The sequence below is a fragment of the Castellaniella denitrificans genome (assembly GCF_042653765.1).
Classification (GTDB): Bacteria; Pseudomonadota; Gammaproteobacteria; order Burkholderiales; family Burkholderiaceae_B; genus Castellaniella; species Castellaniella denitrificans.
Genome location: NZ_JBHSEZ010000001.1, coordinates 87,488 through 114,322, shown reverse-complemented (window position 1 = coordinate 114,322; position 26,835 = coordinate 87,488). Strand labels below are relative to the sequence as shown.

Below are 26,835 nucleotides of genomic sequence, written 5' to 3'. Positions count from 1 at the left end.
GTCGCATGCGCTACCTGGTCTGGATTCTGCGGCTGGTGATCTTTGTCATCGTGCTGCTTTTCGCCCTGAAAAACACGGCGCCGGTGGATGTCGGCCTGTTCGCGGACCACGTCCTCAGCCAGATCCCGCTGATCGTCGTGATGCTGACCGCCTTCGTCCTGGGGGTGGCCTTCGGCCTGCTCATGGCGGCCACGTCCATGCTGCGCCGCCGCCGCGAGATCAACCGCCTGCGCCGCGAGCTCGCCCGCGCCCAGGACGCCCTGGATCATCCGCAGGCCGCGTCCGCCCCGGTGATTCCCGAAACCGTCGCGCCGCTGGCGCCCCTGTAGATTCCGGGGCGGGCCGTGGATTTCGAGCCCTGGTGGCTGATCATCGTTCCGGTGCTGTTCGGCCTGGGCTGGCTGGCGGCGCGCTTCGACTTCCGCCAGATGCTGTCGGAAACCCGGGCGCTGCCCGATTCCTACTTCAAGGGCCTGAACTTCCTGCTCAACGAGCAGCCCGACCGCGCCATCGACGCCTTCGTCGAGGTCGCCAAGCTCGACCCGGAAACCACTGAACTGCATTTCGCCCTGGGCAGCCTGTTCCGCCGCCGGGGCGAGATCGAGCGCGCCATCCGCGTGCACCAGAGCCTGCTCTCACGCGAAGACCTGCCCCTGCCGGATCGTGAAAACGCCCAGCTGGCCCTGGCTCAGGATTTCCTCAAGGCCGGCATGCTGGACCGCGCCGAACAGGGGTTCCTGGCGGTGCTGCAGACGCGCCACGTCCTCGAGGCCCTGCGCTCCCTGGTCCGCATCCATGAATCCGAGCACGACTGGGACAAGGCGATCGACACCGTCCAGCAACTGCGCGGCCGCACCGACGAGCCCGTCCCGCAACTGGCGCACTACCACTGCGAGCGGGCCCAGGCGCTGATGGAAGCCAGGACGCCCGATTTCGACGCCGCCTCCCTGGCGCTGGACGCCGCCGAGAACGCCGCGCGCCAGAACGGCGCCACCCCGGCCTCCGAAACCCGCGTGCGCATGCTGCGCGCCCGCTGGGCGGCCCTGCGCGGCGATCTCGAAGCCCAGCGCGCGCATCTTCAGGACGTCCTGTCCACGGCGCCCGAATTCTCCGGCCTGGTCGCCCAGCCGTTGCTGGACTGCCATGCGGCCCTGGGACGCGCCGCCGAGGGCCTGTCGCTGCTGCGCGAGCAGTACGAACGGCTGCCGACGCTCGACCTGTTCAACGTGATTTTCCGCGCCCTGCGCGCCTCGGAGGGCGCCGCCCCGGCCTGGGCCTTCGCCCGCCAGGCGCTGCGCGCCCATCCCTCGCTGCTGGGGCTGGACCGCCTGCTCGAAGTCGAATTGGCCCAGGGCGGCGAAGCCGTGCCTGGCGAGCCGCTGGTGCCCGGAGCCGACCTGGGCCTGCTGCGCAGCATGATCCACAAGCACACCCAGCGCCTGGACCGCTACGCCTGCGGGCACTGCGGATTCGAGGCGCGGCGCTATTACTGGCAATGCCCGGGCTGCAACACCTGGGAAACCTACCGGCCCCGCCGCCTGGAGGAAATTCGATGACCGTATTCCCGGCCCGGGCGGCCGCCGCCGCCCGGATCCTCGTCGCCGGAGACATCATGCTGGACCGCTACTGGTTCGGCGAAGTCGACCGCATCTCGCCCGAGGCGCCCGTGCCCGTGGTGCGGGTCGCCCGCCGGGAAGACCGCCTGGGCGGCGCGGCCAACGTGGCCCGCAACATCGTCGCCCTGGGCGCCAGCGTGGGGCTGCTGGGCGTGGTCGGCGCCGACGAGGCCGGCGCCCGCGTGCGCGCCCTGGCGCGCGAGGCCGGCGTCCGGGATCATCTGGTCGAGGATGCCGAGGGCATGGACACCACCCTGAAGATGCGGGTGCTGGGGCGCCAGCAGCAGCTGCTGCGGGTGGATTTCGAACAGGGGCCGGGCGCCCGCGCGCTGGACGCGCTGGACGTCGGCCTGGCGGACGTCCTGGCGGATTACGACCTGCTGGTGCTGTCGGATTACGCCAAGGGCGCCCTGTCCCGGGTCGAACCCATGATCCGGGCGGCCCGCGAGCGCGGCATCCCGGTGCTGGTCGATCCCAAGGGCCACCGCTATCCGCGCTACCGGGGGGCCACGCTGGTCACGCCCAACCGCAGCGAGATGCAGGACGCCGTCGGCCGCTGGGACTCGGAAGACGACCTGACGCGCCGCGCCCAGGCCCTGCGCCAGGAACTGGAACTGGAAGCCCTGCTGATCACCCGTTCCGAACAGGGCATGACCCTGTTCACCGCCGAAGGCCGCCGGCACGCGGACGCCCAGGCGCACGAAGTCTTCGACGTGTCCGGCGCGGGCGACACCGTGCTGGCCACCCTGGCCGTCGCCCGGGCCGCCGGCCTGGACTGGTTCGAGGCCATGACGTGGGCCAACCGCGCCGGCGGCATCGTCGTCGGCAAGCTGGGCACCTCCATCGTCACCGCAGAGGAATTGACATCATGATCGTGGTCACCGGCGCGGCCGGCTTCATCGGCAGCAACCTGGTCCGCGGCCTGAACGCGCGCGGCATCACCGACATCCTGGCGGTCGACGACCTGACCGACGGCGACAAGTTCCGCAACCTGGCCGACCTGGGGATCGCCGACTACCAGCACAAGGACGAGTTCCGCCGCCGCGTCCTGGCGGGCGAATTGCCGCGTCCCGACGCCGTGTTCCACCAGGGCGCCTGCTCCGACACGACGGAGCGCGACGGCCGCTTCATGATGGACAACAATTTCCGCGTCACGCTGGAACTGTTCGAGTACTGCCAGGCCCGGGAAGTCCCCTTCCTGTACGCCTCGTCGGCCGCCGTGTACGGGGCCGGCCCGCGCTACGCCGAGGATCCGGCCTGCGAGGCGCCGCTGAACGTCTACGGCTATTCCAAGCTGCTCTTCGACCAGGTCCTGCGCCGGCGCATGGACCGCCTCACGGCCCAGGTGGTGGGCCTGCGCTACTTCAACGTCTACGGCCCGCGCGAGCAGCACAAGGGGCGCATGGCGTCGGTGGCCTTCCACAACATGAACCAGTACGCGCGCGAGGGCCACGTGCGGCTGTTCGGCGGCTGGGACGGCTATCCGGACGGCGGCCAGCAGCGCGACTTCGTCTTCGTCGACGACGTGGTCAAGGTCAACCTGCACTTCCTCGATCATCCGGAAGTCTCGGGCATCTTCAATTGCGGCACCGGGCGCGCCCAGCCCTTCAACGACGTCGCCCAGACCGTGGTCAACAGCCTGCGCGTGCACCAGGGGCAGCTCGCCCTGCCGCTGCGGGAACTGGCGGCGGGCGGGCAACTGCGCTACATCCCGTTCCCGGACGACCTGAAGGGCCGCTACCAGAGCCACACGCAGGCGGACCTGACCCGGTTGCGCGCGGCCGGCTACACGGGCGCCTTCAGCGACGTCCAGACAGGGGTGAATGCCTACGTCGGCCGGCTGCTGGAATCCGGGCGGCTGACGGTCGGCTGATCCCGGGCCGGGCGCCCGCACCGCCGCCCGGCGCGTCGCCGGCTTCCGCCGCCTTCGTCACCGGCGCACGCGCGTCCCGCGTGTTTTCCCGCACGGACATTCCGGGTCAAAACCCCCTCCATTCGCCGTCCGTCCAGGGCATCATGACCGGACCCTCACACCACAGGAGTCGGTCATGAATCCCTTTCTGCACGATACGGCCGGTCGGCCGGCGGACGCGTCTTCCGATGCCGCCCGCGCTTGCCCGGATGCGCTCCGTTCCCGCGCGTCCGGCACCAGCGCGCCGGCCGCCGGTCCTTCCCGGCTCGCGGGCGCCGCCCGGCCTTCCGACTCCGGTGCCGCGGGCCGGGGCCGGCCGTGCGCCCGGCGCGCCGGGCGGCCGCATGCGCGCGGCCTGTCGCGGCTGCTGGCGGCGGCCGGTATCGCCGCCCTGGCCTGGGCGGGCGCGGCGGGCGCCGTGGACCTGAACACCGCCACGCTGGACCAACTGCGGGGGATCCGCGGCATCGGCCCCAAGACCGCCCAGGTCATCCTCGACGAGCGCGAGCGGGGCGGGCGCTACCTGTCGTTCGCCGACCTGTCGGACCGGGTGCGCGGCATCGGCCCGCGCCGGGCCCAGTCCCTGCAGTCGGCGGGCCTGACCATCGACGGCGGCGGCACGCGCCTGTCGGGGCAGGGAGCCGGTGTCGGGCCCGCCGGGACGGCCGGCGCCGGAGGATCGGCCGGCGCCGTCGGCCCCGGCAGGCCTCCGGCGGGCAAGCGCTGAGTCCGCGCTCCCCATCCCCCGGCCCACGATATGCCGTCCTTTCATAAGCATATTCCGGCCTGGGGACAAGGCCGGCGCGGCGGATGGGCGGGTGTATGATTTCGTCCATGAAAACCTACCCCACCATCGAAGACATCATCGGTTCCACGCCCCTGGTGCGCCTGCAGCGGCTGCCGGGCGACGTCGGAGAGCCGCGCGGCAACGTGATCCTGGCCAAGCTGGAAGGCAACAATCCGGCCGGCTCGGTCAAGGACCGCGCCGCCCTCAGCATGATCCGCCAGGCCGAATCGCGCGGCGACATCCGCCCCGGCGACACCCTGATCGAGGCGACCAGCGGCAACACCGGGATCGCCCTGGCCATGGCCGCCGCCGTGCGCGGCTACCACATGGTCCTGATCATGCCGGACAATTCGACCCAGGAACGCTGCGCCGCCATGACGGCCTACGGGGCCGAGCTCATCCTGACGCCTTCCCAGGGCGGGGGCATGGAATACGCCCGCGACCTGGCGCTGCGGATGCAGTCCGAAGGCAAGGGCAAGGTCCTGGACCAGTTCTCCAACGCCGACAATCCCCGCGCCCACTACGAGACCACCGGTCCGGAAATCTGGGAACAGACTGGCGGCGAGGTCACGCACTTCGTCAGCGCCATGGGCACGACCGGCACCATCATGGGCGTGGGCGCTTACCTGCGCGAACGCAATCCGGCCGTGCGCATCATCGGCGCCCAGCCGGCCGAAGGCGCGCACATTCCCGGCATCCGCAAATGGCCGGAAGCCTACCAGCCCAGCATCTACGACCCGGCCGGCGTCGACGCCTTCGAGCCCATCACCCAGGAACAGGCGGAAAGCATGGCCCGGCGCCTGGCCGCCGAGGAAGGCATTTTCGGCGGGATTTCCTCGGCCGGCGCGGCCGTGGCCGCGCTGCGCGTGGCCGCCACGGCGCGGGACGCCACCATCGTCTTCATCGTCTGCGACCGGGGCGACCGCTACCTGTCTTCCGGCGTTTTCAACTGAACGCCGCTTCGCAAGACGCTCAGGCGCCCGGTCCGTCCAGGCGGTTTGGATCCCCGTAGCCGATGCGGTCGGCGATCTCGTGGGCCAGGTCCGCCACCGACGCAGCGTAGAAATAGCTGCGGTTGTAGTGGGTGATGGCGAAGAAATTGGGCGTGGCGCAGCGCACGTCGTGGGTCCCGCGGATCTCGTCGCGCAGGTCGATCACCCCCAGCGGCTGGGCCTGCCAGGCCGAGCCGCCGCCCGGCAGCGCCCGGGCGCCCAGGGCCCGCAGCGCGGCCCAGTCGGTCTCGGGTTTCAGTCCGTCCTGGGCCCGCCGCGCGGCATCGGCGGGCAGGATCACGGGGGCGAAGACCGGCACGCCGCGCACCCAGCCATGGGCCTGCAGGAACGCCGCCACCGAGGCGATGGCGTCGTCCGTGTTGCCGGCCAGGTCCACGCGGCCGTCGCCGTCGCCGTCCGCGGCGTAGCGCATCAGGCTGCCCGGCATGAACTGCGGCAGCCCCATGGCGCCCGCGAACGAACCTTCCACGACCCGCGCATCCAGTTCCCCCCGGTGGTCCAGCACGATCAGGTCGGCCAGCTGCTCGCGGAACATCGCCTGGCGTTCCGGCCGGCTCGGATCGGGATAGCGGAACCCCAGGGTGGTCAGGGTATCCAGGACCCGGTGGTCGCCGGTGTAGCGGCCGTAGATGGTTTCGATGCCGATGATGGCGACGATGATCGAGGGCGGCACGCCCGTGCGGGCGCTGGCCCGGTCGAGCGCGGCCCGATGCGCCTGCCAGAAGGAGACGCCTTCGCGGATGCGCACCGCGTCGACGTGGCGCTGGCGGTAGCTGTTCCAGGCGCGGCGGATGCGGCCCGAACGCGCGGGCGGCGCCATCAGCCGGGCCGCCGTGGCATCGTAGCGCGCCTCGGCCAGCAGGGCCTCGACGTCTTTCAGGGGCAGGGCGTGGGCCTGGGCGGTTTCAAGGGCGAAAGTCCGCACTTCGGGCAGCAGGCGGCCGTCGGCGCCGAGGAAATCCCCCCGTGCCGGCGCCGGTTCCCCGGCGGGTCGGGTTCTGCTAGAATTAGTACGATCGTTTGAAACAATTGTTTGATTCGTTGTCCCCGCAAGGGCGGCGGCGGACGGTCCGGAATCGCTATGGCTGCTGGCGCAGCCCGATATGAAAAGCGACGCTACGGCAACTTGCAAAATACGGGTTGGTCTGAACATAATCGCCCTTATGGAGACACTCTATATTACCCATCCGGCCTGTCGCCTGCATGAGATGGGGGCCTGGCACCCCGAATCCCCCCAACGCCTGGACGCGGTGGCCGATCAGCTGACCGCCAATGGCCTGATGGATTTCCTGTCTCACCGCGTGGCGCGCCCGGCCCAGCCCGAAGACGTGCTGCGGGTGCACACGCCGGAATATCTGGCGTTCCTGCGCCAGCACGCGCCGGCGCACGGCTATTTCCCGGTGGATCCGGACACGATCATGAATCCGGACACCCTGCAGGCGGCCTGGGCGGCGGCCGGCGCCGGCCTGACGGCCCTGGACGAGATCATGGCCGGCCATGCGCAGACCGCGTTCTGCGCCATCCGCCCGCCGGGCCATCACGCGTGTCCCGAAAAGGCGATGGGATTCTGCTTCTTCAACAACATCGCCATCGCGGCGCGCTATGCGCTGGACCACTACGGACTGTCGCGCGTCGCCATCGTGGATTTCGACGTCCACCACGGCAACGGCACGGAAGAAGTCTTCCTGAAGGAGCCGCGGATCCTGATGTGCAGCTTCTATCAATATCCCTTGTTCCCGGACACCCGCCACGAGAATCTGGGGCCGAACATGCTCAATATCCCGGTCGACGCGTATTCCGGCGGCGACGTGATCCGCGCCCTGGTGTCGAAATACTGGCTGCCGGCACTGCATGATTTCCGGCCCGAGCTGATCCTGGTGTCGGCGGGATTCGACGCCCATCGCGAGGACGACATGGGCAGCCTGAAACTGGTCGAGGCGGATTACGCCTGGATCACCGAACGTCTGGTCGAGGTCGCGGCCGAATCCGCCCAGGGGCGGATCGTCAGCTTTCTCGAAGGCGGTTACGACCTGTCCGCCCTGGGGCGCAGCGCGGTGGCGCATGTGCGGGCGCTGGGCGGTTACTGATGGGGCCGCGCGCGATGCGATTCATCGTCGTCGGGCGCGACCGTCCTGTTTTCTTTCCATTCTGGAGTATGCTCGATGAAGGTCCTGGTACCGGTCAAGCGCGTGGTTGACTACAACGTCAAGGTTCGCGTGAAATCCGATCACACTGGCGTGGACATCGCCAACGTCAAGATGTCGATGAACCCGTTCGACGAAATCGCCGTCGAGGAAGCGGTGCGGCTCAAGGAAAAGGGCGCGGCCGCCGAAATCGTGGCGGTGTCGTGCGGGGTGGCGCAGTGTCAGGAAACCCTGCGCACGGCGATGGCCATCGGCGCGGACCGGGGCATCCTGGTGCAGACCGACGCCGAGCTGCAGCCGCTGGCGGTGGCCAAGCTGCTGAAGGCGCTGGTGGACAAGGAACAGCCCGGCCTGGTGGTCCTGGGCAAGCAGGCGATCGACGACGACGCCAACCAGACCGGCCAGATGCTGGCCGCGCTGCTGGACTGGCCGCAGGCGACCAACGCCAGCCAGGTCGAAGTGCAGGGCGACCGCGTCCAGGTCACGCGCGAGGTCGATGGCGGCCTGGAGACGCTCAGCCTGGCGCTGCCGGCGATCATCACCACCGACCTGCGGTTGAACGAGCCGCGCTACGTGACGCTGCCCAACATCATGAAGGCGAAGAAAAAGCCTCTGGACACCGTGGCGCCCGACGCCCTGGGCGTGGACGTGACGCCGCGGTTGAAGACGCTGAAAGTGGCCGAGCCGCCCAGCCGCGCGGCCGGCGTGATCGTGCCCGACGTGGCCGCCCTGGTGGACAAACTCAAGAACGAAGCGAAGGTGGTGTAAATGAGCATTCTGGTCATTGCTGAACATGACAACGCCCAACTGGGCGCGGCGACCCGCAACGTGGTGGCGGCGGCCGCGGCCATCGGGGGCGAAGTGCACGTGCTGGTGGCGGGCGCCGGGGCGCGCGCCGTGGCCGACCAGGCCGCGCAGGTCGCGTCCGTGAGCAAGGTGCTGCTGGCCGACGGCCCGGCCCTGGCCCATGGCCTGGCCGAGAATCTGGCCGCGCAGGTGCTGGCGGTGGCCGGCGGCTACGGCCACATCCTGTTCGCGGCCACGGCCTCGGGCAAGAACGTCGCTCCGCGCGTGGCGGCCAGGCTGGACGTGGCGCAGATCTCCGACATCGTCGCCGTGGAGTCGGCCGACACCTTCGTGCGGCCGATCTACGCCGGCAACGCCCTGGCGACGGTGCAGTCCGCCGACGCGAAGAAGGTCATCACCGTGCGCACGACGGCCTTCGATCCGGCGGCCGCCACGGGCGGCTCCGCGGCGGTCGAGACGATCGAGGCGGTGGGCGATTCGGGCAAGTCGTCGTTCGTGGGCCGCGAGCTGGCCAAGAGCGACCGGCCGGAACTGACGGCGGCCACGGTGGTGGTGTCGGGTGGACGCGGGCTGGGCAGCGCGGAGAACTTCAAGATCCTGGATCCGCTGGCCGACAAGCTGGGCGCGGCGCTGGGCGCGTCGCGCGCGGCGGTGGACGCGGGGTATGCGCCCAACGACTGGCAGGTGGGCCAGACGGGCAAGATCGTGGCGCCGCAGCTGTACGTGGCGATCGGGATCTCCGGGGCGATCCAGCACCTGGCGGGGATGAAGGACTCGAAGGTGATCGTGGCGATCAACAAGGACGCCGAGGCGCCGATCTTCGGGGTGGCCGACTACGGCCTGGTGGCCGACCTGTTCCAGGCCGTGCCCGAACTGGTCCAGGCCCTCTGAGCCTGACCGACATCGCGGGCCCCGGGAGATCCTCCGAGCCACTCGGGGGATCGAGTCCAGGGGGCCCGCACCGCTTCATGCGGAGGCGGGGCCTCCGCGCACCACAGGAATTGCCATGACATACCAGGTTCCTACCCAGGATATCCGTTTCATTCTGCGCGAGCTTGCCGACCTGCAAGGGGTGCTGGCGCTGCCGGGCTTCGAGGAAGTCTCCGAGGATCTCGTCGATGCCGTGCTGGAGGAAAACGCGCGCTTCGTCGAGCAGGAGATCGCGCCGCTGAACCGCGTGGGCGACACCGAGCCTGCCCGCTGGAGCGAGGACGGCGTGCGCACCACGCCCGGCTTCAAGGCGGCGTTCCAGGCCTTTGCGCAGGGCGGCTGGCAGGGCCTGCCGCACGAAGCCGAATTCGGCGGCCAGGGCCTGCCCAAGCTCGTCGCCGCGCCGGTCACCGAAAGCATCAACGCCGGCAACCTGGCCTTTTCCCTGTGTCCGCTGCTGACCGATGGTGTGATCGAGGCCCTGTCCATAGTAGGCTCGGACGAGCAGAAGGCCCGCTTCATTCCGCCCATGCTGGAAGGCCGCTGGACCGGGACCATGAACCTGACCGAGCCGCAGGCCGGCTCCGACCTGGCGCTGCTCAAGAGCCGGGCCGTGCGCCAAGACGACGGCAGCTACCGCATCACCGGCCAGAAGATCTTCATCACGTATGGGGATCACGACATGGCGGAAAACATCATCCATCTGGTGCTGGCGCGCACGCCGGATGCGCCCAAGGGCGTCAAGGGCATTTCCCTGTTCGTCGTGCCCAAATTCCTGGTCGAGGACGATGGCGGCCTGGGCGCCCGCAACGACGTGGTGTGCGCGTCCCTGGAGCACAAGCTCGGCATCCACGGCAGTCCGACGGCGGTGCTGCTGTATGGCTCGGGCCAGGGCGATGTGGGCGAGGGCGGCGCCGTCGGCTACCTGATCGGCGAGGAAAACCGTGGTCTGGAAGCCATGTTCATCATGATGAACGCGGCGCGCTACGCGGTCGGCCTGCAGGGCGTGGCGGTGTCCGAACGCGCGCTGCAGCACGCGGCGGCCTACGCGGCCGAGCGCATCCAGGGCAACGCCCTGGAAGGCTCCGACGGCCCGGTGCCCATCATCCGCCATCCCGACGTGGCGCGCATGCTGGGGATCATGCGCGGCCTGACCGAGGGCGCGCGGGCCGTGGCCTACGTGGCGGCGGGCTATCGTGACAAGGCGGCCCATCTGACGGACGAGGCGGAACGCGCCCGCTGCAAGGCCGCGTACGAATACTTCGTACCCATCGTCAAGGCGTTTTCCACCGAGTCCTCCGTCGAGGTCGCCTCGCTGGGCGTGCAGGTGCACGGCGGCATGGGCTTCATCGAGGAAACCGGCGCCGCCCAGTATTACCGCGACGCCCGCATCCTGCCCATCTACGAAGGCACCACGGCGATCCAGGCCAACGACTTCATCGGCCGCAAGCTGGTGCGCGACGGCGGCGCCGTGGCGCGCGAGCAGATCGCTGGAATGCGCGACACGGCGGCGGCCTTGCGGTCGGCCGGCGGCGTGCATGCCGAGGCGCTGGGCATGATCGGCGAGCGCCTGGAAACGGCGGCCGGGGCCTACGAGTCGGCGCTGGCCTTTGTCCTGGAGCACGTGCGCGAGGACATCCGGGGCGTCTTCACCGGCAGCGTGCCGTGCCTGATGCTGGCCGGGACGGCCCACGCGGGCTGGCAGCTGGGGCGTTCCGCCCTGGCCGCGGCCGCGGCCATCGGCGAGGGATCGACGGATGCCTTCCATCCGAACAAGATCGCCACGGCCGTGCAGTACGCCGCCCACGTGCTGCCGCGCGCGCTGGCGCTGCAGTCCGCCATCCGCGACGGCGGGCTGGTCGACCGCTACGTGCGCCAGGCGCAGGTATAGGATGCGGATATAGAAATAACGATAGGGTATTTCAATAGCGTCCTATATTCTGCAAGAATCTTAAGTGTCTAAACTAATTCGCCGCCCGGATCGTCCGGGCGGCAGACACTTGAAACAGGAGCTATCGATGGCCACTCTGCGTCTGGGCGACACCGCCCCCGATTTCGAACAGGAATCCTCCCTGGGGAAAATCAAGTTCCATGAATTCCTGGGTGACAGCTGGGGCGTCCTGTTTTCCCATCCGGCCGACTTCACGCCGGTCTGCACCACCGAACTGGGCTACACCGCCATCCTGTCGGGCGAATTCGCCAAGCGCGGCGCCAAGGTGATCGCCGTGTCGGTCGACGGCAAGCAGTCGCACCTGGACTGGATCAAGGACATCAACGACACCCAGAAGACCGACGTCCGGTACCCGATCCTGGCCGACGAGGACCGCAAGGTCGCGACCCTCTACGACATGATCCACCCGAACGCCAGCACCACCGCCACGGTTCGCTCGGTGTTCGTCATCGACCCGAACAAGAAGATCCGCCTGATCCTGACCTATCCTGCCAGCACGGGCCGCAACTTCGACGAGATCCTGCGCGCGCTGGATTCCCTGCAGCTGACCGACAACTACAGCGTCGCCACTCCGGTGAACTGGAAGCAGGGCGAGGACGTCATCATCGCCCCGTCGATCAAGGACCCGGCCGTCCTGAAGGAAAAATTCCCCAAGGGCTACACCGAAATCCGTCCCTACCTGCGTACCACGCCGCAGCCGGACCTCTGATCACCGGATCGGATCCAGGGCATGCCGGCCCCGCCACGCGGGCCGGCCGGACCCCGGCGCCGGACTTCGTCCCGCGCCGGGGTTTTCGTTTTCGGGCGTCGCGCGCCGGTCCCAGCCGCCGTCGGGCCCGGATCATCCGCCCGTGATTTTCCGCTTGCGCCGCACACTGTTTCTTTGTACAGTATTCATGAGCACTGTATAAAACAACAGTTCCGGCGGTTCGTGCGCCGGACGCACCCGGGAGATACGACATGGCTGGATCGATGGCTTGGAATGGAACGTGGGCTTGGGCCGGCGCGGACGCGGGCGCCGACGGGCGTGGCGGATCGGTCCGCGGTCCGGCGCGGGCCTTGCGTCCGAATGTCCCGGGCGTGCTGCAGGGGCCCTGGGTATCGGGTGGGTCGTGGGGCGGCCGTCCGGCGGGGCGCGCCGCGCGGCAGGGGCGGGCGGTACCGGCCCGGACGGCGGCGCGGGTCCATCGGCCCCGTGCCGGCCTGCGGATCGGCTGGCGCCGCCTGGCGGCCCTGGCGGGCGACGTCCTCATGGTCCTGACCTGGGCCGCCATGATTCCCGGCATGATGTGGCTGGGGGCGGCGGCCGGGTTCTGATATAATCCCTGGTTTGCATCCTCTGGCCCGGTATTCCCATATTCCATGCCCGGTGTCCACGATGCCTTGGAGCCTATCTTGAACCTGATCGAAACCCTCGAAAAAGAAGAAATCGCGCGCCTGACCGAAGGCCGCACCATCCCTGAATTCGCCCCCGGCGACACGGTCATCGTGAGCGTCAACGTGGTCGAAGGCTCGCGCAAGCGCGCCCAGGCCTACGAAGGCGTGGTCATCGCCCGTCGCAACCGCGGCCTGAATTCCGCCTTCACCGTGCGCAAGATCTCGTCGGGCGAAGCCGTCGAACGGACCTTCCAGCTGTATTCGCCGCAGATCGCCTCGATCGAGGTCAAGCGTCGTGGCGACGTTCGCCGTGCTAAACTGTATTATCTGCGCAACCTGACGGGCAAGGCCGCTCGCATCAAGGAAAAGCTGGTTCGCAAGGCCGTCTGATCGCGGCATCGCGGATCGATCCAAGGCACCCGTTCGGGTGCCTTGTTTTTTTGTCGGGATTTCATGTCGTATCGGATGCCGAGTTCGGACGGGGATCGCGCCACGAGCTTCGATCCCCAGATCCAGCCTGTTCTGCCCAGCGCGCCCCTGCCGGCGTTGCCGCCGGAGTGTCTGCGGCTGGACTACATTCGCCAGGCGTTCCTGCGTCCGGTCGATTGGCGGGTCGAGCCTCTCTTCGCCCAGGCTTTCACTCCCGGCGGCGATGCCCATGCCCGGGCGCGCCAGGCTGCGGTCCTGATGCCGCTGGTCCAGCGCGACGCCGGACTTCACGTGCTGTTCACCCGCCGCGCCGAACACCTGCACCATCATGCGGGCCAAGTCAGCTTTCCGGGCGGGCGCATCGAATCTTCCGACAGCGACCCGATCGCGGCGGCCCTGCGCGAGACCCGCGAGGAAATTGGCGTCGAGCGGCGCTTTGTCCAGGTGATCGGCACGCAGCCGACGTTGCTGACCACGACTCGGTTCCTGATGACGCCGGTGATCGGAGAGCTGCTGCCCGGCTTTCATATCCGGCCCGACGAGTCCGAGGTCGCCGAGGTCTTCGAGGTGCCCCTGTCGGTCCTGATGGACCCGGACCGGCACGTGCTGCACCGGCTGGAAACCTCGCTGGGCCATGGCCGGTGCTATTTCTCGATCCGCTGGGAATCCCATTTCATCTGGGGCGCCACGGCGATCCTGATCCGCAACTTCTACCATTTCCTGGCGGCGGCGCAGGGCCTCGCGGCCCCGGCCGCCGGCGTTCTGGACGAACGGCCCGCTAGCGGGCCGGCAGGACAGGCGGCTTTCCCTCGTCCTTGATCAGCACCGCCAGAAACCGGGCGGGCCGGGTGGCGCTGGCGTTGCGGCCGACGGTATGGACGTCGTCCGGGCCTTCGTGAAAGGCCTGGCCGGGGCGCAGGACCGTCTCCGGTCCGCCGCGGACGCCCATCACGATTTCCCCTTCCAGCACGTAGATCAGGCCGTGGGCGTCGTGCCGGTGGACGGGGTCGACGCCGCCGGGCGGGTATTCGACGAGCAGCATCAGCGCTTCCTTGCCCGGCATGTCGGGCAGGTCCTGCCGCAGGACCTGGGTGACGACCGGTCCGGGCGGAGGCGCGGAGGACGGCTCGGCCGCGGATGCGGCGCAGGCCAGGCAGAGCAGCGCTGCGAGTGTCTTCGGATGGGACATGGCTGTGTTCCTCGGTGATGGATTGGACACGGGTTCAGGCGATGACCAGGCCGCCGTCGACGCGCAGGACCTGGCCGGTGATCCAGGCGGATCCGGGCATGGCCAGCGACACGATCCAGGGCGCGACGTCCTCGGGCTCGCCGCGCCGGCCCAGGGGGATCCTGGCGCGCTCGTCGGCCTTCACCGCCTCGATCTGTTCGAGGGTCAGCCGCATCCGGTCTTCCAGGAAGCGGGTTTCGGTCGGCCCGGCGGCGACCGCGTTGACGCGGATGCCGTCCGCCGCGAACTCCAGCGCCCAGCAGCGCGTCATGTGCTCCAGGGCCGCCTTGCTGGCGGCGTAGTGCGAGAGCCTGGCTGCGGCCTTGTGGCCGAAGGTGCTGGACACGTTGACGATGGCGCCGGCGGCCGCCTTCAGGTGGGGCAGGGCGGCGCGCGCGAGCAGCGAGGGACCGATGACGTTGGTGGCGAAGATCGCGGCGATGCGGTCGGCGCCGGCATGGGCCAGCGGCAGGATGGCGCCGGCGCCGGCATTGTTGACCAGGACGTCCAGCCGGCCCCAGCGCTGGACGGTGGTGGCGACGGTGCGTTCCGCGTCCGCTTCGCTGGCCGCGTCGGCGACGATGTAGTCGATGCCCGGCGCCTGCCGGGCGGCGGCGGCCAGACGGGCCTCGTTGCGTCCGGTGATGACGGCGCGGGTGCCGGCGGCGGCAAAGGCCCTGGCCGTCGCCAGGCCGATGCCGGCGCCGCCGCCGGTGATGAGCGCGATTCGCGGCGAGTCTGCCTGCATGGCGCCCTCCATCAGCGGACCGGCGCGGCCTGGGCCGACAGCCAGGTTTCCAGGGACAGGGTCCCGAGCCTGGCCTGCGCGCCGGGCATCAGGGTCGTGTCGTCGATCCGGTCGCCGAAATACGGCGCGTCGTCGTCCTGGACGATCTCCGGCGCGGCCTGTGCCGGGCGCGTCTTGCGCAGCAGGTCGGTCAGGCGGAACGGCGCGGGGCCGGCGACTTCGCGCATGCCGTTCAGGGGCGGCTCGGCGGCGACCCGGGCGAGCGCCGCGGCGACGTCGTCCGCGGCCATCGGCTGAAGCAGGGCGGCGGGCGCGCGGATGGCGCCGTCCCGCGTGAAGGACTGGGCGATGGCGTCCAGGAATTCGAAGAACTGCGTCGCCCGGACGATCGTGTAGGGGAGCCCGCCGTCCGCGATCAGGGCTTCTTGGGCGATCTTGGCGCGGAAGTAGCCGCTGTCGGGCAGGCGTTCGGAGCCGACCACGGACAGCGCGACGTAGTGGCGGATGCCGGCGGTCCGACCGGCGCGCAACAGGTTGTCGGTGGAGGCGCGGAAGAACGCCATCACAGCGCTTTCCTCGAAGGAGGGGGCGTTGGTGACGTCGATCAGGACCTCGGCGCCTGCCAGCGCCCGATCCAGGCCTTCGCCGGTCACCGAGTTCACGCCCGAGGAGGGGGCGGCGGCCAGCACGGTGTGGCCCGCCTGTTCCAGGCGCGCCGTGAGCTTGCGGCCGACGAGGCCGGTGCCGCCGATAATGACGATGTTCATCAGGGTTCCTTGCATGGGGATGAAACGGAGAGGGCGGGCGCCCTCCCGGGAATCGCAGGAGAGGGCGGCGTTCAGTCGATCGCTTGCGCGGGGATGGGCGCGCTCATGCCGATGGCCATCCGGTTCCAGGCGTTGATCGCGGCGATCCCCCAGCACAACTCCACGATCTCCTGGTCGTCGAACTCGGCCCGCAGCGCCTCGAAGGCGGCGTCCCGGTCGGGGTCGTGCCGGTCGGCCAGGCGGGTCATGGTTTCGGCCCAGTTCAGCGCCGCCCGTTCGCGGGCGCTGTACAGTTCGGTCTCGCGCCAGGTCGAGAGGCTGTTGATGCGCTGCCAGGTCTCGCCGTGCTTGCGCAGGTCGCGCGCGTGCATGTCCAGGCAGAAGGCGCAGCCGTTGATCTGCGAAACGCGGGTCTGGACCAGGTCCGTCAGGATCGGTCCCAGGGTGGAGCTGGAGAGGGTGGCGTTGACGCCGGCCATGGCCTTGTAGGTCTTGGGCGCGATGTCCGTCCAGTTCAGGCGGGGGTGCGACATGGAATCACCTCGAGTGGGAAGTTGAAGGGTTCACACTCAAGACGAACGGCGATGCCGTCTTGTGACGGCATCGGTCAACGGCGGCGAAAAAATTTTCCATCCCGGCGCCACGGCGCCGGTCGGCGGATCAGGGCCGGACGCTCAGTTCGCGGCCCAGGAGCCGCGCCAGCCGCGCCAGCTTGTCGGGGTTGCGCTGCGCGTGGATGCGGGTGATGCGCGCGCCGTCGGTTTCCAGGTATTGCGCCGATTCCAGCTTGTCGTCGATGAAGCGCAGTAGCCGCCATTGGCCGTCGGCAAGGGCGATTTCGCAGCGCACCCGGCCGCGGAAGCGCAGGCAGGTCGCCAGGTAGAGCTGCGCGATGCGCTGTCCGCCCAGCAGCGGCACGCCGAAGCTGGCGACCTTGCCGCCGCCGTCGCCGACCAGTTGGGCGTCGGCCGCCAGCACCGACTTGAGCGCCGTGAAGTCGCCCGTCGAGGCGGCCCGGGCGAAGGCCTGGAGCAGGCTGCGTTGCGCCTCGGGATCCACGGGCGCCGGCTTGCGCTCGTCCTTGAGCCGGGTCCGGGCGCGATGCACCAACTGGCGGCAGGCGGCCTCGGTCCGGTCCAGCACCCGGGCGATCTCGTCGTAGCCCTCGTCGAACACGTCCCGCAGCAGGAAGGCCGCGCGCGCCTCGGGCGAGAGCCGTTCCAGCATGGCCAGCAGGGCGTAGGACACGTCGTGCGAGCGCTCCAGCGCCTGTTCGGGTGAAGGCGCGGGATCGGCCAGGTCCGCCAGGTCGGGTTCCGGGAGCCAGGCGCCGACGTAATGTTCCCGCCGGGCCTTGGCGGCCCGGAGCCGGTCGATGGACAGCCGGGTCGTGACGGCGACCAGCCAGGCCTCGATGTTGGCCAGGGCGCTCCGGTCCGCCGCGTGCCATTTGAGCCAGGCGTCCTGGACGACGTCCTCGGCCTCGGCCCAGGAGCCGAGCATGCGGTAGGCGATGCGCTGCAGGCGGGGGCGGTGGAGATTGAAGGTGAGGGTCGCGTCGCTCATGTCGGCATCCAGACGATCGAGACCCCCATTTTGTGACAATCCGGGCCGCGGGGCCAGGAACCGGGGCGCCTAGTACCGCCGCGCCGCCTCGTTTTCGGCCAGGATGCGCATGTAGAGGGCATGGCGCTCGGCGCGCACGTCGCCGCGCTCGACGGCCGCCAGCACGCCGCAGCCCGGTTCGTGGCGGTGGGTGCAGTTGTAGAAGCGGCATTCGGCGATCGGCCGCGCGAATTCCGGAAAGCCCTGCTCGATGTCGTGGGCGCTCAGGTGCTGCAGGCCGAAGGCCTGGAAGCCGGGCGAGTCGATCAGGCCGCCGCCTCCGGGCAGGGCGTAGCGCTGCGTGCGGGTGGTGGTGTGGCGGCCGGTGCCCAGGGCCTCGGAATGCGCCCGGGTTGCCGCCAGGGCCTCGGGCACCAGCGCGTTGAGCAGGGTGGACTTGCCCATGCCGCTCTGCCCCAGCAGCAGCGTGAGGCGGTCCCGCAGGCGGGGCCCCAGCAGGGTGCGGACCTGGTCCATGTCCAGGGCGCTGAGCATGATGACCGGCGTGCCCAGGGATTCCACGGTCGCCAGCCGCGCGCGGGCGGCGGCGGCGCCGGGCAGGTCGGCCTTGTTCAGCACGATGAGCGCCGGCACGCCGGCGCTGGCGGCCGCCACCAGGGCGCGTCCGGTCAGGTCCTCGGAGAATTCGGGTTCCGGGGCCAGCACCAGCAGCAGCTGGTCGATGTTCGCGGCGAATTGCTTGCTGCGCTGGGCGTCGGAGCGGTAGAACAGGTTGCGGCGCGGCAGGATGTCGAGAATGACGCCTTCCTGGCGGCCCTCGGGGCGCACGCGCACCCGGTCGCCCACGGCCGGGCCGGCCTTCTTGCCCCGCGTGTAGCACTGGCGATGGCCGTCGCCGTCGATCTCCACGTCGTAGTGGCGTCCGTGGGCGGCGATGACGAGGCCCTGCAGCGCGGCGGGTTCAGCCATCGCGCAGGTGCGCGATGCGCACGGGGGCCGGCGGGTGGCTGTCGTACCAGGCGGAATGGATCGGGTCCGGCGTCAGCGTGGCGGCGTTGTCGTCGTAGAGCTTGACCAGCGCGCTGGCCAGGGGCGCCGCGCCGCATTGCCGCACCGCGTAGCGGTCGGCCTGGAACTCGTCGCGCCGCGACAGCAGGCTGGCGATGGGCGTGGACCAGAACGTCAGCACCGGCAGGGCCAGCATGAACAGCACCAGGGCCAGGCCGTCGTTGGGCCGGCCCAGTTGCGGGATGACGCCCAGGCCGGTGTAGAACCAGAGCTGGGTGGACAGCCAGGCCAGCAGGTGCAGCAGCACGCCGGCCGCCGCGAAACTGACGACGATGCGCCGCAGGATGTGGCGGTGGGCGAAGTGGCCCAGCTCGTGGGCCAGGACGGCCTCGACCTCGTCGGTGTTCAGGCGCGAGAGCAGGGTGTCGAAGAACACGATGCGGCGGTGGCGGCCGAAACCGGTGAAATAGGCGTTGCCGTGGGCGGACCGCCGCGAGCCGTCCATGACGAACAGGCCCGCCAGGCCGAAATGGCAGCGCTTGGCCAGGGCGTGGATGCGCTGGGTGAGCTCGGGGTCGTTCAGGGGCGTGAAGCGGTTGAACAGCGGGGCGATGAAGCTGGGGTACAGCCACAGGACCAGCAGGTTGAAGCCCACCCAGACGCCCCAGGCCCACCAGGCCCAGTCGGTGCCGGCCGACCGCATGATCCACAGGATGGCGGCCAGCAGCGGGGCGCCCAGCACCAGGGTGACGGCCAGCATCTTGAGGGCGTCGGTGACGAACAGGCGGGGCGTCATGCGGTTGAAGCCGAAGCGGGCTTCCAGGCGGAAGGTGCGCCAGGCGGAAAAGACCAGCCCGACGGCGCCCAGCAGGGCCAGCACGACGCCCACCAGGGCCATCTGGCGCCAGAGTTCGGACTCGATGAGGCGGCCCAGGGCCAGGTCCAGGGCCTGCAGGCCGCCCAGCAGGGTCAGGCCCAGCAGCACGGCGGCCTCGACGATGCGTTCGACCATGGACAACTGGCAGCGGGCCACGGTGTAGTCGGCGGCGCGCTGGTGGCTGTGCAGGCCGACGCGGTCGGCGAAGGCGGCGGGGACCGCGTCGCGGTGCGCAAGCACATGGCGGATCTGCCGGCGCGCCAGCCAGTAGCGCAGGAGCAGGTCGCCCACCAGGCAGGCGAGAAACAGGAAGGTCAGCATGTCCGTCCGGCCAATGTGCGAAAATCGGTTCTTTGCAAGCAAAGGATTATAGGATATGGCCGCGAACGATCAGCGCCTGATTTGGCTGGACATGGAAATGTCGGGCCTGGATCCCGAAAAGGAACGCATCCTCGAGATCGCCATGGTCGTCACCGAGCCTGACCTGACCCCGGTGGCGCAGGCGCCGGTGCTGGTGATCCACCAGGACGACGCCGTGCTGGACGGCATGGACAAATGGAACCAGTCCACCCACGGCAAGAGCGGCCTGATCGACAAGGTCAAGGCCTCGACCCTGACCGAATCGGGGGCGGAGGACATCCTGCTGGAATTCCTGGCCCCGCTGGTGCCGGCCGGCAAGTCGCCGATGTGCGGCAACACCATCGGCCAGGACCGCCGCTTCATGGTCAAGTACATGCCCCGCCTGGAAGCCTATTTCCATTACCGCAACCTGGACGTCAGCACGCTGAAGGAACTGTCCCTGCGCTGGAAGCCCGAGGTCTACCGCAGCTTCGTCAAGGCCAGCAAGCATGAGGCCCTGGCCGACATCCAGGAATCCATCGACGAGCTCAAGCACTACCGGGAACATTTCATCCGGCTGTGACCCGCGCCGGGCCGCCCGCGCGGCGGCCCGGGCGCCGTTTCCATCGCCGTTTCTTCGGAGTCCTTCCGTGTCCACTGGAGCCATCGCCGGCATCGGCACCGATCTGCTGCGGGTCGAGCGCATCGAGCGCATCTACGCGCGGCACGGCGACCGCTTCGTCCGCCGCGTCCTGGGACCTGACGAGCAGCTCGTCCACCACCGCCGCCGGGGGCGCGATCCGCGCCGGGGCATCCTCTACCTGGCGACCCGCTTCGCGGCCAAGGAAGCCTTCTCCAAGGCCATCGGGCTGGGCATCCACATGCCCATGACCTGGTCGCGGGCGCAGATCCTGAACCGGCCCGGCGGGGCGCCCGAGATCCACCTGTCCGGCCCCCTGGCCGACTGGTACGCCGCCCGCTTCGGCCGGGCGCACGTGTCCATGACCGACGAGGCCGACATGGTGGCGGCCTTCGTCGTGATCGAGGCCCTGCCCGCCGGGCCGCACCCCAAGGAAAGCACCGCATGACCACGCCACAGAACGCGCATTCCGGCGGCCGCGCCGCCCTCATGGCCCCGGGCCCCGTCATGGTCGACGTGGCCGGGCTGGAACTGACGGACGCCGAGCGCGTCCGCCTGCGCCACCCCCAGGTCGGCGGCGTGATCCTCTTCGCGCGCAATTTCTCCGACCGGGCCCAGCTCTCCGCCCTGTGCGCCGCCATCCACGGTGCGCGCGACGAGCCCCTGCTGATCGCCGTGGACCACGAGGGCGGCCGGGTCCAGCGCTTCCGCACGGACGGCTTCACCCCGCTGCCGGCCATGCGGGTCTTCGGCCATTGGTACGACCGGGATCCCCAGGCCGCCTTGCGCGCGGCCACCGAGACCGGCTTCGTGCTGGCGAGCGAGCTGCGCGCCTGCGGCGTGGATTTCAGCTTCACGCCCGTGCTGGACCTGGATTACGGGGTCAGTCAGGTGATCGGCAACCGGGCGCTGCACGAGGATCCGGCGGCCGTGGCTCTGCTGGCCCGCGCGCTGATCCAGGGCCTGTCCCAGGCCGGCATGGCGGCCTGCGGCAAGCACTTCCCCGGTCACGGCGCGGTGGCGGCCGATTCCCACCTGGCGATCCCCGTCGACGACCGGCCGCTGGACGAGATCCTGGACGCCGACGCCGCGCCGTACCGCTGGCTGGGCGACCTGGCGCTGCCGGCCGTGATGCCGGCCCACGTCATCTATCCGCAAGTGGCGCCCGAGCCGGCCGGATTCTCGCGCCGCTGGGTGACCGACATCCTGCGCGGCCGGATGGAATACGATGGCGTGGTGTTCTCGGACGACCTCACCATGGAAGGCGCGAGCGTGGCCGGCGACATCCACGCCCGGGCCCGGGCCGCGCTGGAGGCCGGCTGCGACATGGTGCTGGTGTGCAATCGCCCCGACCTGGCCGACGAGCTGCTGGCGGCGCTGGCGGACCGCCCCCTGGACCCCCAGGCCGTGCGCCGCATCCGGCGGCTGATGCCGTTCCGGCCCGCGCCCGACTGGACGGGGCTGCTGTCCGATCCGAGGTATCTCCGTGCCCGAAGCCTTCGATCTGAAAACCTTTCTATCTGACCTGCCGCACCTGCCGGGGGTCTACCGCCACATCGACGCACAGGGCGAGGTCCTGTACGTCGGCAAGGCGCGCGACCTGAAGCGCCGCGTCAGCTCGTATTTCCAGAAGTCCGGCCATGGTCCGCGCATCGAGCACATGCTGGCGCGCGTGGCGCGCACCGAGATCACGGTCACGCGCACCGAGGCCGAGGCCCTGATCCTGGAAAACAACCTGATCAAGCGCCTCAAGCCCCGCTACAACATCCTCTTCCGGGACGACAAGTCCTACCCCTACCTGCACATCACCGCGCACGAGGCCCCGCGCATCGTGTACTACCGGGGCAGCACCCACGGGCCGGGCCGCTTCTTCGGCCCCTATCCCAATTCCTGGGCGGTGCGCGAGACCATCCAGATCCTGCAGAAGGTCTTTCGCCTGCGCACCTGCGAGGACAGCGTCTACGCCCACCGCACGCGCCCGTGCCTGCTCTACCAGATCGGCCGCTGCTCCGCGCCCTGCGTCAACCTGATCTCGCCCGAGGACTACCGGGCCGACGTCGAGCGCGCCATCCGCTTCCTGGAAGGCCGGGCCGGCGAAGTCCTGGAGGACATCGAGCGGCGCATGACCGCCGCCGCCGAGCGCCAGGATTTCGAGCAGGCCGCCGCGCTGCGCGACCAGATGCGCGCGCTGGCGAAGGTCCTGCAGCAGCAGACCATGGAGCAGGTGGGCGACGACAGCGTCGACATCATCGCGGTGGAACTCGCGGGCGGACGCGTGTGCGTCAACCTGGCGATGGTGCGGGCCGGCCGGCACCTGGGCGACAAGCCCCTGTTCCCCACCCAGGCCCAGGACGAATCCGCCGAGGAAGTGCTGAGCGCCTTCGTGGCCCAGCACTACGCCGACAACCCGGCCCCGCCCGTGCTGGTGTGTTCGCACGCCCTGTCCGACCCCGACCTGGCGGCGCTGCTGGCCGAGCAGCACGGCCACCGCATCCGCGTGCTGACCCGCCCCCAGGGCGCGCGCCGCGCCTGGCTGGAACAGGCGCAGCGCAACGCCCGGATGGCGCTGGCGCAGCGCCTGTCCGAATCCAGCGCGCGCGAGGCGCGCACGCGGGCGCTGGCCGTGGAGCTGGACCTGGACACGGATGACGACGCGCTCGACGCCCTGCACATCGAGTGCTTCGACATCAGCCATACGGCGGGCGAGGCCACCCAGGCGTCCTGCGTGGTGTACCGCCATCACGCCATGCAATCGTCGCTGTACCGGCGCTTCAACATCGCCGGCATCGAGCCGGGCGACGACTACGCCGCCATGCGCCAGGCGCTCACGCGGCGCTACGCGCGGGTGGCCGACGGCGATGCCGAGATGCCCGACGTGGTGCTGATCGACGGCGGCGAGGGCCAGGTCGGGATCGCGCGCCAGGTCTTCGTCGAACTGGGGCTGGACGTCAGCCGCATCGTCGGGGTGAAGAAGGGCGACCACCGCAAGGTCGGCCTGGAGACCCTGGTCTTCGTCGACGGCCGGCCCCCGGTGGCGCTGGGGGTGGAATCCGCCGCCCTGATGCTGGTGGCGCAGATCCGCGACGAGGCCCACCGCTTCGCCATCACCGGCATGCGCGCCAAGCGGGCCAAGGCCCGCAACGTCTCGCGCCTGGAAGACATCGAGGGCGTGGGCAAGCAGCGGCGTCAGAACCTGCTGGCGCGCTTTGGCGGCTTCAGCGGGGTGGCGGACGCCAGCATCGACGAACTGCGCGGCGTCGAGGGGATTTCCGAGGCGCTGGCCGAACGCATCTACCATGCCCTGAGGTAGGGGCCGCGGGCGCGTCGGCCGCCCTCGCGGAGTCCCGACGGGCGGCCGCGGCGCGCAACGGGCCGGGCGCCCGGGCGGCGGGCGGTTCCTTAGGGTAGTATTACGCCTATCATGCCGCTCAATATCCCCATCGCCCTGACCTGGCTGCGCATCGCCATGATCCCCCTGATCGTGGGACTGTACTACCTGCCCGACGCCTGGACCGGGTCGGGCTGGCGCGACACGGCCGCCGCCCTGGCCTTCATCGTGGCCGCCGCCACCGACTGGCTCGATGGCTGGCTGGCGCGGCGCTGGAACCAGACCTCGGCGTTCGGCGCCTTCCTGGACCCGGTGGCCGACAAGCTGATGGTCTGCGCGGCGCTGCTGATCCTGCTGAACCTGGACCGCGTCGATTCCCTGATCGCCCTGGTGATCATCGGCCGGGAAATCACCATTTCCGCGCTGCGCGAATGGATGGCGAAGATCGGCGCCAGCAGCAGCGTGGCCGTCCACTGGCTGGGCAAGTTCAAGACCGCCGCGCAGATGGTCGCCATCCCCTGCCTGCTGTACTGGCAGCCCCTGGAAGGCGTTTCCACCCACATCGTCGGCGAAGTCCTGATCGTGGTCGCCGCCATCCTCACGGTCTGGTCGATGTGCTACTACCTGAGGAAGGCCTGGCCGGAGATCCGCGACCGGGCCTAGGGGCCGTCCTCGTGGCGGGCCCCGCGTGGGGCCTCGCCGACGGGTTTCTTCAGCGCATCTTGCATTCACCCGAGGGTGCGGGGACGATCGAGGCCGGGAAGCTGTGGGTGATCACCGGCCGCAGCGTGCCGCCGGCTTCCCTGACTTCGCCCACGTAGTTGGGGATTACCAGTTGGTGGTCCTGGGCGCGCATCGTGGCCGGACCGTAGATGGTGTCGTATTCCAGTCCGCCCAGCGCCTTGGCGACCTTGCCGGGATCCACGCTGTCCGCTTTTTTCACGCCGGCGAAGATGGCTTCCATGCCGTTGTAAGCCGCGCCTTCATTGTCGGTCGGCACCCGGTGGAATTTGGCTTCCCAGGCCTTGACGAAGGCCTTGTTCCTGGGCGTGTCGATTTCGGCGCCGTATTCCATGTTGCCTTCGATCCCCTTCATGGCATTGCCGGTCGCGTTGACCGCGAAGTTCATGATCATGGCGTGGCCCAGCGTCGTCTTGGACGTGAGTCCGAAACTTTGCGCCTGCTTGGCGTAGGCGATGAGGTCGCTTCCGACAAGCGCCACCCACAGCCCGTCTATGTTCGGGTCTGCCTTGATCTGGGAGATATAGGGAGCGAAATCCTTGGTCCCCAGCGGTGGAAAGAGCGTCAGGGAGACCTTCTTGCCCTGGGCTTCGGCCGCTTTGGTGAAGGTCTTCGCGGAGTCATGGCCCCAGGCATAATCGGCTGCGAGGATGGCGAAGTTCTTTTGCGGAATGTCCTTCATCCACTGGTCGAACATGGCCACGTCCATGGCGTCCGAGTGATTGGTCCGGAACATCCTGGGCTTGCAACTGTCGCCGGTGATTTTGTCGCTCTTGCTGACCGTGGCCACGAGCATTGCGTCCCAGCGGTTGAGGTTCTGGCCGATGGCCATGGTGATGGACGAGGCGATGGGCCCAATGAGGAACTTGTAGCCGTCACGTGCGAGTTTTTCGGATGCCTGGAGCCCCTCCTTGGGGGTACTTTCGTCGTCGCCGGTCTTTATCATGACTTCGCGACCATCGACGCCGCCGTTGGCGTTGGCCTCGTCCACGGCGAACTGGATGGCGCGCAGGACCTCCTCGCCCTGCTGTGCGAACACGCCGGACAGCGAGGTCACTGCGCCGATCTTGAGCGGATCCTTGTCGGCCGCCTGTGCGTTCGTGCCGGTCACGCAGGCGGCGATCGCGAGCGCCATGAGGGAAAGTTTGAATGGGCTGGTTTTCATGATGTTGTCTCCTGTCGGGGTAGGTATCGGACTGCGGGGTGTCAGACTGCGATGTGGCTGTGAAGCTCGTTGAGGTTGGCGGGATCGACGGCGCCGCTGGTCGTGATGCGGCCCTTTTCGACGGCGTAATAGCGTGCGGTCGTGCGGGCCACCAGCCCCAGGTTCTGCTCGATGAGCAGGATGGCCGTCCCCTGGTGGGTCACCTGGTTCAGGGTGTCCGCCAGTTGATCGACGATGACGGGCGCGAGTCCTTCGGTGGGTTCGTCGAGGATCATCAGCCTGGGGTTGGCCATCAGAGCGCGGCCGATGGCCAGCATCTGCTGCTGGCCTCCCGAAAGCGCGGTGCCGGGCGTGCGTGCGCGTTCCTTCAGGATCGGGAACAGGCGGTAGATTTCCCGCAGGTTCCAGGGGCCGGAGCGCCGGCTCGCCGAGCCCAGCAGCAGGTTTTCCTCGATCGTCAGGTTCGCGATGATGCACCGGCCCTGCGGGACGATGGCGATCTGGAACTGGGCGGGGGTGTAGGGCAGCGCCTTGCGCACGAGGGTGCCGTCCAGCCGGATCTCGCCCGACCCGAGGCGGGCGATGCCCATCAGGGTGTTGACCGTGGTGGTCTTTCCCACCCCGTTGCGTCCGATCAGGGCGACCCGTTCACCTTCGTCGACCCGCAGGCTGAGTCCTTGCAGGATGTGCGCCGCGCCGTAGTAGGCGTGTACGTCGTCCATGTGAAGCAGGGTTTTCATGCGGCGCTCCCCAGGTAGGCCTCGCGCACGCGAGGCTCGATCCTGACTTCTTCCGGCCGGCCGCTGGCGATGACGCGTCCGAGCTCGAAGACCGTGACGGAATTCGAGATGCTGAACAGGGTGTCGGTGTCGTGCTCCACCAGCAGGATGGACACGCCCCAGTCGCCGGTGAGTTTCAGCAGATGGCTCGCCAGATCGGCGGATTCCTGGGGGGACAGGCCGGCCATGGGCTCGTCCAGGAGCAGCACGATGGGCCGGCCCACCAGAGCGAGCGCCAGATCGAGGCGGCGTTGCTGCCCATAGCCCAGGCTGCCGGCCGTGGCGTCGGCCTCGCCCGACAGATCGAGCTGATCCATCACTCGCCGGGCATCCTGTTCCGGTGCTTCGGCGCCGACTTTATGGGCCGCCAGGCCGATCTGCGCGCTGACGGTCATGTTAGGGAAGATGCTGGTTCGCTGGAAGGATCGGGCGAGTCCCCGCCTGCGTCGGTCGATCACGCTGCAGCGTGTGATGTCCTGGCCCGCCAGGCGGACCGTGCCGCGCGTCAGGCCGTGCCGTCCGCTGATGGCGTCGATGACGGTGGACTTGCCTGCGCCGTTTGGACCGATCAGGCCGCGGATTTCGCCTTGGCGCAGGTCGAAGGACACGCCGTCCACGGCTTTCACGCCGCCGTAATGGACGGCCACGTCGGTCACTCTCAGGATCATGTTTTCGTTCGTCAT

Annotated in this window: 30 protein-coding genes; 19 read left to right on the top strand and 11 right to left on the bottom strand. The window is 69.3% G+C overall.

Annotated features, from left to right (window positions below; genetic code table 11):
• The first annotated feature begins 5 nt into the window (after window positions 1–5).
• From ACFO27_RS00585 to cysM, 6 genes are all read left to right on the top strand, one after another.
• Entirely contained in the window at window positions 6–329 is a 324-nt protein-coding gene (locus ACFO27_RS00585) for a LapA family protein (protein ID WP_323023962.1), read from the top strand.
• 15 nt (window positions 330–344) lie between these two features.
• The gene (gene lapB, locus ACFO27_RS00580) at window positions 345–1,556 is read left to right on the top strand and encodes a lipopolysaccharide assembly protein LapB (protein ID WP_376815538.1); all 1,212 of its coding nucleotides are present in this window, start codon (window positions 345–347) and stop codon (window positions 1,554–1,556) included.
• Window positions 1,553–2,488, top strand: coding sequence for a D-glycero-beta-D-manno-heptose-7-phosphate kinase (rfaE1, locus tag ACFO27_RS00575; RefSeq protein WP_376815537.1), 936 nt, complete (start codon window positions 1,553–1,555; stop codon window positions 2,486–2,488). Before lapB ends, rfaE1 begins: the two co-directional genes overlap by 4 nt.
• Window positions 2,485–3,489 (top strand): ADP-glyceromanno-heptose 6-epimerase, encoded by a 1,005-nt coding sequence (gene rfaD / locus ACFO27_RS00570; RefSeq protein ID WP_376815536.1) that lies wholly within the window; start codon window positions 2,485–2,487, stop codon window positions 3,487–3,489. Before rfaE1 ends, rfaD begins: the two co-directional genes overlap by 4 nt.
• 175 nt (window positions 3,490–3,664) lie before the next feature.
• Complete coding sequence (locus ACFO27_RS00565; protein WP_376815535.1) at window positions 3,665–4,255, top strand: ComEA family DNA-binding protein; 591 nt, start codon at window positions 3,665–3,667, stop codon at window positions 4,253–4,255.
• Between the two features lie 107 nt (window positions 4,256–4,362).
• The gene (cysM, locus tag ACFO27_RS00560) at window positions 4,363–5,268 is read left to right on the top strand and encodes a cysteine synthase CysM (RefSeq protein ID WP_376815534.1); all 906 of its coding nucleotides are present in this window, start codon (window positions 4,363–4,365) and stop codon (window positions 5,266–5,268) included.
• Between the two features lie 19 nt (window positions 5,269–5,287).
• Here the strand turns inward: cysM and mltB are convergent, their stop codons facing one another.
• Window positions 5,288–6,481, bottom strand: coding sequence for a lytic murein transglycosylase B (gene mltB, locus ACFO27_RS00555; protein WP_376815533.1), 1,194 nt, complete (start codon window positions 6,479–6,481; stop codon window positions 5,288–5,290).
• 10 nt (window positions 6,482–6,491) lie between these two features.
• Between mltB and ACFO27_RS00550 the strand changes: the two genes are divergently transcribed.
• From ACFO27_RS00550 to ACFO27_RS00515, 8 genes are all read left to right on the top strand, one after another.
• Window positions 6,492–7,415, top strand: a complete 924-nt coding sequence (locus ACFO27_RS00550) for a histone deacetylase family protein (protein WP_376815532.1) — start codon at window positions 6,492–6,494, stop codon at window positions 7,413–7,415.
• 75 nt (window positions 7,416–7,490) lie between these two features.
• Entirely contained in the window at window positions 7,491–8,240 is a 750-nt protein-coding gene (locus ACFO27_RS00545) for an electron transfer flavoprotein subunit beta/FixA family protein (protein WP_376815531.1), read from the top strand.
• Entirely contained in the window at window positions 8,241–9,170 is a 930-nt protein-coding gene (locus ACFO27_RS00540; RefSeq protein ID WP_376815530.1) for an electron transfer flavoprotein subunit alpha/FixB family protein, read from the top strand.
• Window positions 9,171–9,285: 115 nt separating this feature from the next.
• Window positions 9,286–11,100 (top strand): acyl-CoA dehydrogenase, encoded by a 1,815-nt coding sequence (locus ACFO27_RS00535; RefSeq protein WP_376815529.1) that lies wholly within the window; start codon window positions 9,286–9,288, stop codon window positions 11,098–11,100.
• 127 nt (window positions 11,101–11,227) lie between these two features.
• Window positions 11,228–11,869 carry a peroxiredoxin gene (locus ACFO27_RS00530; RefSeq protein ID WP_376815528.1) on the top strand — a complete coding sequence of 214 codons (642 nt, stop codon included), beginning with the start codon at window positions 11,228–11,230 and terminating at the stop codon, window positions 11,867–11,869.
• 350 nt (window positions 11,870–12,219) lie between these two features.
• Window positions 12,220–12,477, top strand: a complete 258-nt coding sequence (locus ACFO27_RS00525; protein WP_376815527.1) for a hypothetical protein — start codon at window positions 12,220–12,222, stop codon at window positions 12,475–12,477.
• A 78-nt stretch (window positions 12,478–12,555) separates the two neighbouring features.
• Window positions 12,556–12,927, top strand: a complete 372-nt coding sequence (gene rplS / locus ACFO27_RS00520; RefSeq protein WP_323023975.1) for a 50S ribosomal protein L19 — start codon at window positions 12,556–12,558, stop codon at window positions 12,925–12,927.
• A 75-nt stretch (window positions 12,928–13,002) separates the two neighbouring features.
• The gene (locus ACFO27_RS00515; RefSeq protein ID WP_376815526.1) at window positions 13,003–13,785 is read left to right on the top strand and encodes a CoA pyrophosphatase; all 783 of its coding nucleotides are present in this window, start codon (window positions 13,003–13,005) and stop codon (window positions 13,783–13,785) included.
• Here ACFO27_RS00515 and ACFO27_RS00510 read toward each other — a convergent pair.
• The 7 genes from ACFO27_RS00510 to ACFO27_RS00480 form a co-directional block, all read right to left on the bottom strand.
• Window positions 13,745–14,155, bottom strand: a complete 411-nt coding sequence (locus tag ACFO27_RS00510; protein WP_376815525.1) for a cupin domain-containing protein — start codon at window positions 14,153–14,155, stop codon at window positions 13,745–13,747. The two genes, ACFO27_RS00515 and ACFO27_RS00510, sit on opposite strands and share 41 nt — an antisense overlap.
• A gap of 34 nt (window positions 14,156–14,189) precedes the next feature.
• Window positions 14,190–14,942, bottom strand: coding sequence for an SDR family NAD(P)-dependent oxidoreductase (locus ACFO27_RS00505; protein ID WP_376815524.1), 753 nt, complete (start codon window positions 14,940–14,942; stop codon window positions 14,190–14,192).
• 11 nt (window positions 14,943–14,953) lie between these two features.
• The gene (locus ACFO27_RS00500; RefSeq protein ID WP_376815523.1) at window positions 14,954–15,709 is read right to left on the bottom strand and encodes an SDR family oxidoreductase; all 756 of its coding nucleotides are present in this window, start codon (window positions 15,707–15,709) and stop codon (window positions 14,954–14,956) included.
• Window positions 15,710–15,780: 71 nt separating this feature from the next.
• The gene (locus ACFO27_RS00495) at window positions 15,781–16,242 is read right to left on the bottom strand and encodes a carboxymuconolactone decarboxylase family protein (protein ID WP_376815522.1); all 462 of its coding nucleotides are present in this window, start codon (window positions 16,240–16,242) and stop codon (window positions 15,781–15,783) included.
• Window positions 16,243–16,369: 127 nt separating this feature from the next.
• Entirely contained in the window at window positions 16,370–17,275 is a 906-nt protein-coding gene (locus tag ACFO27_RS00490) for an RNA polymerase sigma-70 factor (RefSeq protein ID WP_376815521.1), read from the bottom strand.
• A gap of 69 nt (window positions 17,276–17,344) precedes the next feature.
• Window positions 17,345–18,244, bottom strand: a complete 900-nt coding sequence (gene rsgA / locus ACFO27_RS00485) for a ribosome small subunit-dependent GTPase A (RefSeq protein WP_376815520.1) — start codon at window positions 18,242–18,244, stop codon at window positions 17,345–17,347.
• A complete protein-coding gene (locus ACFO27_RS00480) occupies window positions 18,237–19,481 on the bottom strand; it encodes a M48 family metallopeptidase (protein ID WP_376815519.1) in 1,245 nt (414 codons plus the stop codon). Before ACFO27_RS00480 ends, rsgA begins: the two co-directional genes overlap by 8 nt.
• A gap of 55 nt (window positions 19,482–19,536) precedes the next feature.
• Between ACFO27_RS00480 and orn the strand changes: the two genes are divergently transcribed.
• From orn to pgsA, 5 genes are all read left to right on the top strand, one after another.
• Window positions 19,537–20,082: an oligoribonuclease gene (gene orn / locus ACFO27_RS00475; protein WP_376815518.1), complete on the top strand. Its 546-nt coding sequence runs from the start codon at window positions 19,537–19,539 to the stop codon at window positions 20,080–20,082.
• Window positions 20,083–20,149: 67 nt separating this feature from the next.
• The gene (gene acpS, locus ACFO27_RS00470) at window positions 20,150–20,587 is read left to right on the top strand and encodes a holo-ACP synthase (RefSeq protein ID WP_376815517.1); all 438 of its coding nucleotides are present in this window, start codon (window positions 20,150–20,152) and stop codon (window positions 20,585–20,587) included.
• Entirely contained in the window at window positions 20,584–21,663 is a 1,080-nt protein-coding gene (gene nagZ, locus ACFO27_RS00465) for a beta-N-acetylhexosaminidase (RefSeq protein WP_376815516.1), read from the top strand. Before acpS ends, nagZ begins: the two co-directional genes overlap by 4 nt.
• Complete coding sequence (gene uvrC / locus ACFO27_RS00460; RefSeq protein ID WP_376815515.1) at window positions 21,626–23,449, top strand: excinuclease ABC subunit UvrC; 1,824 nt, start codon at window positions 21,626–21,628, stop codon at window positions 23,447–23,449. Before nagZ ends, uvrC begins: the two co-directional genes overlap by 38 nt.
• Before the next feature lie 111 nt (window positions 23,450–23,560).
• Entirely contained in the window at window positions 23,561–24,130 is a 570-nt protein-coding gene (gene pgsA, locus ACFO27_RS00455; RefSeq protein WP_376815514.1) for a CDP-diacylglycerol--glycerol-3-phosphate 3-phosphatidyltransferase, read from the top strand.
• Window positions 24,131–24,179: 49 nt separating this feature from the next.
• Here the strand turns inward: pgsA and ACFO27_RS00450 are convergent, their stop codons facing one another.
• The 3 genes from ACFO27_RS00450 to ACFO27_RS00440 are packed head-to-tail and all read right to left on the bottom strand — an operon-like array spanning window position 24,180 to window position 26,835.
• A complete protein-coding gene (locus ACFO27_RS00450) occupies window positions 24,180–25,373 on the bottom strand; it encodes an ABC transporter substrate-binding protein (RefSeq protein WP_376815513.1) in 1,194 nt (397 codons plus the stop codon).
• A gap of 41 nt (window positions 25,374–25,414) precedes the next feature.
• Window positions 25,415–26,113, bottom strand: a complete 699-nt coding sequence (locus ACFO27_RS00445; RefSeq protein ID WP_376815512.1) for an ABC transporter ATP-binding protein — start codon at window positions 26,111–26,113, stop codon at window positions 25,415–25,417.
• On the bottom strand, window positions 26,110–26,835 hold the full coding sequence (locus ACFO27_RS00440) for an ABC transporter ATP-binding protein (RefSeq protein ID WP_376815511.1): 726 nt from the start codon (window positions 26,833–26,835) through the stop codon (window positions 26,110–26,112). The genes ACFO27_RS00445 and ACFO27_RS00440 overlap by 4 nt, the downstream gene beginning before the upstream one ends.

Coding starts and splice junctions, on each gene's coding strand:
- ACFO27_RS00585 (WP_323023962.1), top strand. CDS start 6: ATGCGCTACCTGGTCTGGATTCTGCGGCTGGTGATCTTTGTCATCGTG.
- rfaE1 (WP_376815537.1), top strand. CDS start 1,553: ATGACCGTATTCCCGGCCCGGGCGGCCGCCGCCGCCCGGATCCTCGTC.
- rfaD (WP_376815536.1), top strand. CDS start 2,485: ATGATCGTGGTCACCGGCGCGGCCGGCTTCATCGGCAGCAACCTGGTC.
- ACFO27_RS00565 (WP_376815535.1), top strand. CDS start 3,665: ATGAATCCCTTTCTGCACGATACGGCCGGTCGGCCGGCGGACGCGTCT.
- cysM (WP_376815534.1), top strand. CDS start 4,363: ATGAAAACCTACCCCACCATCGAAGACATCATCGGTTCCACGCCCCTG.
- mltB (WP_376815533.1), bottom strand. CDS start 6,481: ATGTTCAGACCAACCCGTATTTTGCAAGTTGCCGTAGCGTCGCTTTTC.
- ACFO27_RS00550 (WP_376815532.1), top strand. CDS start 6,492: ATGGAGACACTCTATATTACCCATCCGGCCTGTCGCCTGCATGAGATG.
- ACFO27_RS00545 (WP_376815531.1), top strand. CDS start 7,491: ATGAAGGTCCTGGTACCGGTCAAGCGCGTGGTTGACTACAACGTCAAG.
- ACFO27_RS00540 (WP_376815530.1), top strand. CDS start 8,241: ATGAGCATTCTGGTCATTGCTGAACATGACAACGCCCAACTGGGCGCG.
- ACFO27_RS00535 (WP_376815529.1), top strand. CDS start 9,286: ATGACATACCAGGTTCCTACCCAGGATATCCGTTTCATTCTGCGCGAG.
- ACFO27_RS00530 (WP_376815528.1), top strand. CDS start 11,228: ATGGCCACTCTGCGTCTGGGCGACACCGCCCCCGATTTCGAACAGGAA.
- ACFO27_RS00515 (WP_376815526.1), top strand. CDS start 13,003: ATGCCGAGTTCGGACGGGGATCGCGCCACGAGCTTCGATCCCCAGATC.
- ACFO27_RS00510 (WP_376815525.1), bottom strand. CDS start 14,155: ATGTCCCATCCGAAGACACTCGCAGCGCTGCTCTGCCTGGCCTGCGCC.
- ACFO27_RS00505 (WP_376815524.1), bottom strand. CDS start 14,942: ATGCAGGCAGACTCGCCGCGAATCGCGCTCATCACCGGCGGCGGCGCC.
- ACFO27_RS00500 (WP_376815523.1), bottom strand. CDS start 15,709: ATGAACATCGTCATTATCGGCGGCACCGGCCTCGTCGGCCGCAAGCTC.
- ACFO27_RS00495 (WP_376815522.1), bottom strand. CDS start 16,242: ATGTCGCACCCCCGCCTGAACTGGACGGACATCGCGCCCAAGACCTAC.
- ACFO27_RS00490 (WP_376815521.1), bottom strand. CDS start 17,275: ATGAGCGACGCGACCCTCACCTTCAATCTCCACCGCCCCCGCCTGCAG.
- rsgA (WP_376815520.1), bottom strand. CDS start 18,244: ATGGCTGAACCCGCCGCGCTGCAGGGCCTCGTCATCGCCGCCCACGGA.
- ACFO27_RS00480 (WP_376815519.1), bottom strand. CDS start 19,481: ATGCTGACCTTCCTGTTTCTCGCCTGCCTGGTGGGCGACCTGCTCCTG.
- orn (WP_376815518.1), top strand. CDS start 19,537: ATGGCCGCGAACGATCAGCGCCTGATTTGGCTGGACATGGAAATGTCG.
- nagZ (WP_376815516.1), top strand. CDS start 20,584: ATGACCACGCCACAGAACGCGCATTCCGGCGGCCGCGCCGCCCTCATG.
- pgsA (WP_376815514.1), top strand. CDS start 23,561: ATGCCGCTCAATATCCCCATCGCCCTGACCTGGCTGCGCATCGCCATG.
- ACFO27_RS00450 (WP_376815513.1), bottom strand. CDS start 25,373: ATGAAAACCAGCCCATTCAAACTTTCCCTCATGGCGCTCGCGATCGCC.
- ACFO27_RS00445 (WP_376815512.1), bottom strand. CDS start 26,113: ATGAAAACCCTGCTTCACATGGACGACGTACACGCCTACTACGGCGCG.
- ACFO27_RS00440 (WP_376815511.1), bottom strand. CDS start 26,835: ATGACGAACGAAAACATGATCCTGAGAGTGACCGACGTGGCCGTCCAT.